7 protein-coding genes are annotated in these 6,148 nt (G+C 68.3%); 3 read left to right on the plus strand and 4 right to left on the minus strand.

Features of this window, described 5'->3' with window-relative positions; translation table 11 throughout:
- The first annotated feature begins 444 nt into the window (after window positions 1–444).
- Both KME77_RS03075 and KME77_RS03080 read left to right on the plus strand, forming a co-directional pair.
- Complete coding sequence (locus tag KME77_RS03075) at window positions 445–1,308, plus strand: helix-turn-helix domain-containing protein (RefSeq protein ID WP_308250521.1); 864 nt, start codon at window positions 445–447, stop codon at window positions 1,306–1,308.
- 39 nt (window positions 1,309–1,347) lie between these two features.
- Window positions 1,348–1,725: a DUF5319 domain-containing protein gene (locus KME77_RS03080; RefSeq protein WP_219461694.1), complete on the plus strand. Its 378-nt coding sequence runs from the start codon at window positions 1,348–1,350 to the stop codon at window positions 1,723–1,725.
- On the opposite strand, the gene KME77_RS03085 is transcribed toward KME77_RS03080, so the two are convergent.
- The 4 genes from KME77_RS03085 to groES form a co-directional block, all read right to left on the minus strand.
- A complete protein-coding gene (locus tag KME77_RS03085; RefSeq protein ID WP_219461698.1) occupies window positions 1,686–1,883 on the minus strand; it encodes a hypothetical protein in 198 nt (65 codons plus the stop codon). The two genes, KME77_RS03080 and KME77_RS03085, sit on opposite strands and share 40 nt — an antisense overlap.
- A complete protein-coding gene (locus KME77_RS03090) occupies window positions 1,880–2,515 on the minus strand; it encodes a sigma-70 family RNA polymerase sigma factor (protein ID WP_090930520.1) in 636 nt (211 codons plus the stop codon). Before KME77_RS03090 ends, KME77_RS03085 begins: the two co-directional genes overlap by 4 nt.
- A gap of 348 nt (window positions 2,516–2,863) precedes the next feature.
- A complete protein-coding gene (groL, locus tag KME77_RS03095) occupies window positions 2,864–4,483 on the minus strand; it encodes a chaperonin GroEL (protein ID WP_219461701.1) in 1,620 nt (539 codons plus the stop codon).
- Between the two features lie 86 nt (window positions 4,484–4,569).
- Window positions 4,570–4,881: a co-chaperone GroES gene (gene groES / locus KME77_RS03100; protein WP_043623565.1), complete on the minus strand. Its 312-nt coding sequence runs from the start codon at window positions 4,879–4,881 to the stop codon at window positions 4,570–4,572.
- Between the two features lie 310 nt (window positions 4,882–5,191).
- Between groES and KME77_RS03105 the strand changes: the two genes are divergently transcribed.
- A partial coding sequence (locus KME77_RS03105; protein ID WP_308250522.1) for a class I SAM-dependent methyltransferase occupies window positions 5,192–6,148 on the plus strand: 957 nt, incomplete at its 3' end.

Here is a 6,148-nt window from a genome sequence, read left to right on the forward strand (position 1 = left end):
AGTGCCGGGGGATGGGGCGGTCGGTGATCCGCCCCATCCCCCGGCCACCGGCATCCAAGCGGAAGCGCGTCTCGCGCCACCGAACCCCCCTCCGCGTCCTGATGGCCAGCGCTGCCAGCTCAAGTGGATGCCGACGCTGGGTTAAGCCTGCGTTACGCAACGGCACACCGCAATGTGAAAACGTGCAATTGCACGAAGTTGCACATGTGGCCGGGGAGTCGGCCCAAGGAGCGGACAAAGGCGTATTGCCGAGTTATTCTCACGGCACGCCCGTGTCCCCCCTACGGAGCCTCTTATATGCGCAGTGCGTCACAAACCGTGCCCGATCCCTTCGAGACGCTGGGCCTGGACCCGACACAGTCCGCGCTTTACACGGCAGTGTTGCGCCTGCACAAGGCGACGCGTGCCGAATTGGCGCAAGCTATGGACGGACCAGTCGAAAAGGTGAGCGGTCAGCTTGACGAGCTTGTCAGATTGGGGGTGATCGACGAGCAGTCGGGCGAATATCTGGCGCGCCATCCGGCCGCCGCGCTCGGCCGGCTGATCGCCGAGCGGCTCGACCGGCTGGCGGAGGAGAGCAGGCGCATCGACTCCGCGCTTGGATCGATCCGGGGGCTGATCCGCGACTACGACGTGGGGCACGACTACCAGAACGGCGCCTTCCAGGTCGAAATGGTGAGCGGCGCCGACGTCCTTTACGAAAGTGTCGTGGGCATGGCGGTGCAGTCCCCGCCCATGCGACTCCTCACCGCGATCCCGGACGAGCGCACCATGGCAGACTTTGTCCGGAAATTTGCTGATCCTTGGATCGACGCGCAGCAGCGCCAGCTTCTGGAGCTCCAGGTAATCATCCCGGTCTCGACCCTGGCGATCCCCGGCGTACGCGAGCAGTTGACCAGACTCCTTGACAGCGGCGGCAAGGTGCGGACGCTCGACCGCGTCCCGAGCTGGTTCATGACCGCCGGGCACGACGCCGCCGGCCTGCCCGCGCTGTGGGGCGGCAACCTGCCCGACCACGCCTACAACTTCTATCTCGTCCGCACCCCGATCGTCGTGGGCGTGCTCAACTCGCTGTTCGGGGAGCTGTGGGGCCGGGCCGTGCCGCTGCCGTGGGGGCGCAGGGGCGAGGGCGTGGTGCAGGTGCTGCGGCTCGCGGCGCAGGGCATGTGCGACGACTCGATCGCCCGCCAGCTCGGCCTGTCCGTACGCACGGTGCGGGCCAGGTTCGCCGACGCCATGACCCAATTGGGGGCGCAGTCCCGCTTCCACGCTGGGGTGGAGGCGGCCCGGCGGGGATGGCTCGTCTAATAAGCACCGCTGGGGCCGCATCGGTCATATGGTGGGAAGGTGCTGGAAGACGTCCCCCGCGACCCGTTCGCGGACGACCCGAACGACCCTTCCTCTGCGATGGGTGAGCTCGACGACGCCGAGCCGCTGACCGCGCAGGAGCGCGACGAGGCCATCACCGACCTGGCCGACGTCGAGGTCTTCCGCTCCCTGTTAGAACAACAGGGGGTGCTGGGCCTGGTGCTCGACTGCCCGGAATGCGGTGAGCAGCACTTCTTCGACTGGGAGCTGCTGCGCGGCAACCTACGCCAGATGATCGACAAGGGTCAGCCACAGATGCACGAGCCGGCCTTCCACCCGGATCCGGCCGACTACGTGACGTGGGAGTACGCCAGAGGCTACGTGGACGGGGTCATCGACACCGAAGAGCGCCGCTGACCCCCCTCGTCAAGGAGCGCGTCACCGAGCGGCAGGGCGTCGCGCGAGACGTCCTTGCGCAGTGCGGCCAGCAGCCGGGCGGCGGGATCGCGCGAGTCGAACAGCTCGCCGCGGCCCAGCACGTCGAGCAGCGCGTCGGTCTGGTCCTCCGGCGTCAAGCCGACTCCAGCTCGGCCATCTGCCGCAACCGCGCCAGCGCCCGATGCTGAGCGACGCGGACCGCACCTGGTGACATACCGAGTACATTACCGGTCTCCTCAGCCGACAACCCCGACACCACCCGCAACAACAGCAACTCGCGCTGGTTGTCGGGCAGCCTGGCCAGCAGCCTGCGGGCGTGCTCGACCTCGATGTAGCGGACCACCGTCTCCTCGGGCCCCGGTCCGTCGTCGGGCCCGTCGGGCAGATCCTGGGTCGGTACGGCCGAGCGGACGGAGCTCCGCAGGGCGTCGGCCACCTTGTGCGAGGCGATGCCGAAGACGAAGGAGGCGAAAGGCCGCCCCATGTCCCGGTATCGCGGCAGCGCGGACAGCACCGCGATGCACACCTCCTGGGCTACGTCATCGGCAATGTGATATTGCCCTGAAACCCTGCCCAGCCTGGCGCGACAATAGCGCACCACCATCGGACGCAACTCGCCGAGCAGGGATTCGATCGCGCTGCGATCCCCCTGTACGGCGAGGCTCGTCAGTTCCCTTAGGTCGGAGTCATCCGTCCGTGCCGGAAGTCTCGACGCGAGCCTTACCCCAATTTTGGCGTCGGCGACGCTTCCCTCGCTCACGATAGGCATGATGCCCGCACTGATCGGGCCTGTCGTCATCGCGAACGGCTACGGATTGGTCACATTGAAGAGACGATAACGCTCCGTAATCACCTAACAACACTAAGCCTTAAGTACGGAAGAATATTTCATCCGACAACCGGAAATATACAGAAATCGCCAGCGCGTAGACGCTTAACACGCACTCCCGGTTTACCCCAATAAACCGTTTTTTCGCTTCGCTACAGGCTGCAGCCTATGTGACATGTTATGGCGCGTTCGCCCGCGCGCGTGAGCGACCGCCCCAGAACGCGAAACGACCCGCACCTGAGTGACAGGTGCGGGTCGTTTCGAGCGAACGACAGGCGCTGACCGAGATCAGTGACCGTGCCCGTGGCCGTGGCCCGCACCGGCGGCGGGGGCCTCCTCCTCGGGCTTGTCGACGACGAGCGCCTCGGTGGTGAGGAGCATGCCCGCGATCGACGCCGCGTTCTGGACCGCGGAGCGGGTGACCTTGACCGGGTCGTTGACACCCTGGGCGATGAGGTCGCCGTACTCGCCGGTAGCGGCGTTCAGGCCGTGACCCGGCTTCAGCTCGGCGATCTTGTGGGTGACCACGTAGCCCTCGAGGCCGGCGTTCTCGGCGATCCAGCGCGCGGGCTCGACCAGCGAGCGGCGCACGATGGCGACACCGGTGGCCTCGTCGCCCGTCAGACCGAGGTCGTCGAGCTCCTTGGACACGTGGATCAGCGCGGAGCCACCGCCGGAGACGATGCCCTCCTCGATCGCGGCCCGCGTGGCGGAGATCGCGTCCTCGAGGCGGTGCTTCTTCTCCTTCAACTCCACCTCGGTGGCCGCGCCGACGCGCAGCACGCACACGCCGCCCGCGAGCTTGGCCAGGCGCTCCTGCAGCTTCTCGCGGTCCCAGTCGGAGTCGGACTGCTCGATGGCAATCTTGATCTCCTTGACCCGGTCCTCGATCGCCTGCGCGTCGCCGGCGCCGTCGACGATGGTCGTGTTGTCCTTGGTGACCACGATGCGACGGGCGGTGCCGAGCACCTCGGTGCCGACGTTCTCCAGCTTGAGGCCGACCTCCTCGCTGACGACCTGGCCGCCGGTGAGGATCGCGATGTCCTGGAGCATCGCCTTGCGGCGGTCACCGAAGCCCGGGGCCTTGACGGCGACGGAGGTGAACGTGCCGCGGATCTTGTTCGTGACCAGGACGGCCAGGGCCTCGCCCTCGACGTCCTCGGCCACCACGAGCAGCGGCTTCTTGGTCTGGGCGATCTTCTCGAGCAGCGGCAGGAAGTCCGCGATCGAGGAGACCTTGCCCTGGGTGAGCAGGATGTAGGCGTCCTCCAGGACGGCCTCCATGCGCTCGGGGTCGGTCACCATGTACGCCGACAGGAAGCCCTTGTCGAACTGCATGCCCTCGGTGAACTCGAGCTCCATGCCCATGGCGTTGGACTCTTCGACCGTCAGGACGCCGTCCTTGCCGACCTTGTCGAACGCCTCGGCGATCAGGTCGCCGATCTTGGCGTCCTGGGCGGAGATGGTCGCGACGTTCGCGATCTCCTTCTTGTCCTCGACCGGGCGCGCGCTGGCGAGCAGCTTGTCGCTGATCTCCTTGGCGGCCTTGTCGATGCCACGCTTGAGCGACAGCGGCGAGGCGCCGGCCGCCACGTTGCGCAGACCCTCGCGGACCATCGCCTGGGCCAGGACGGTCGCGGTGGTGGTGCCGTCACCCGCGACGTCGTTGGTCTTGGTGGCGACTTCCTTGGCCAACTGGGCGCCGAGGTTCTCGTAACGCTCTTCAAGCTCGATCTCACGAGCGATGGTCACGCCGTCGTTCGTGATCGTCGGAGCACCGAACTTCTTGTCGATGACGACGTTGCGGCCACGCGGGCCGAGGGTAACCTTCACGGCGTCCGCGAGGGCGTTCACGCCGCGCTCAAGCGCGCGGCGGGCGTCCTCGTCGAACTCCAGGATCTTCGCCATTGCTGAAAGTCCTCTCCTGGCGTCGAAAGCCCCGGCCGCGCGCGCTCAGACGAGAGACGCGCGCCCGGGGCCCTGACGCATCCGGCCTACTTCTCGATGATCGCGAGAACGTCGCGGGCGGAGAGCACGAGGTACTCCTCGCCGCCGTACTTGACCTCGGTGCCGCCGTACTTGCTGTAGAGGACGATGTCGCCCTCCGAGACGTCGAGCGGAATACGCTTGTCGCCGTCCTCGTCCCAGTTGCCCGGGCCCACCGCGAGGACCTTGCCCTCCTGCGGCTTCTCCTTGGCGGTGTCAGGGATGACCAGGCCGGAAGCGGTCGTCTGCTCGGCCTCAAGCGGCTGAACCACGATGCGGTCGCCGAGCGGCTTAACGGGAACCTTGGTGGCGGTCGTCACGATCGGACCTCCCCTTCAGATATGAATGATCTAGAAGAGGCGACCAGCGGGGCCTGCCGTCGCGGGTGTCAGACCTGCCTCGTCGCACGTTGGCACTCTCAAGGGGAGAGTGCCAACAGGAAACATATGCAAGAGGGGCTTGACAGTCAACACGAACGCGTCTGCTCAGAGCGATCAGGGACCCTGGCTTTGCCTGAGGTGAGCCCAGGAGGCCCCCCTTCGGCACGACGACGATCCCCCGCACGGCCGGGCCCGTCGGCTTTCCGGGGCCGAGGACACCGTGTCGGCGGGGGCCGCTAACGTCGGAAGCGTGGATCTCGACGCCTTCAACGAGTTGCTGACACCGCGCGGCCGTCGCGCGCTCGCCGAGGCCGTCGAGCTGGCCGGGGCCGATCCGGTGGTCGCGGCGACGACGCTGCGCAGGACGTACGACGCCGCGCTCACCTCGGCCGCGCTCACCCAGGCGGCCCTGCGGGAGCGCGCCAGGGCCAAGTTCGGCGACGACGCGGCCCGCATGTACTTCACCCCGCACGGCCTCGAACAGGCCACCAGAGCCGAGGTCGCCACCCACCGCGCCGACCGCCTGACCCACGACGCCCGGGGCAGCGGACAGAGCGACGGACAGAACGACGCCCAGAGCGACGGACAGAACGACAGGCAGAGCAGCGGGCAGAGCGGCCGCGAGAGCGGCGGACAGAGCAGCGGGCGCAGCGACGGGCAGGCCGGCGGCCGGAGTGGTCGCCAAAGCGGTGGGGCGCGGGTCGTGGACGCCTGCTGCGGCATAGGCGGCGACCTCATCGCCCTGGCGCGCGCCGGTCACACGGTGACGGCCGTGGACGCGGACCCGCTGACCGCCGCCGTCGCGCGGGCCAACGCCGAGGCGCTGGGGCTGGACCACCTGGTGACGGTGCGGGTGGGCGACGCGGCGGAGGTGCCGCCCGAGGAGTACGACTGGCTGTTCGCCGATCCGGCCCGGCGGACGAGCCGGGGCAGGACGTTCGACCCGATGGCCTACTCGCCGCCCTGGCCGGTCGTGCTCGACCTGGTCGCCAGGGCCGGGCGGGCGTGCCTGAAGGTGGCGCCCGGCATCCCGTACGAGTTCATCCCCGCCGGCATGGAGGCCGAGTGGGTCTCGTACAAGGGCGAGGTGAAGGAGGCGGCCCTGTGGAAGACCTCCGCCACCACGGGCGAGCGGCGGGCGACGCTGCTGCCCGGCGGCCACTCGATCGCCGCCCGCGGCGTGCGGGCGGCGGCCGGCGCCCTCGGC

This window comes from Nonomuraea rhizosphaerae, assembly GCF_019396405.1.
Classification (GTDB): Bacteria; Actinomycetota; Actinomycetes; order Streptosporangiales; family Streptosporangiaceae; genus Nonomuraea; species Nonomuraea rhizosphaerae.

Coding starts and splice junctions, on each gene's coding strand:
- KME77_RS03090 (WP_090930520.1), bottom strand. CDS start 2,515: ATGCCTATCGTGAGCGAGGGAAGCGTCGCCGACGCCAAAATTGGGGTA.
- groL (WP_219461701.1), bottom strand. CDS start 4,483: ATGGCGAAGATCCTGGAGTTCGACGAGGACGCCCGCCGCGCGCTTGAG.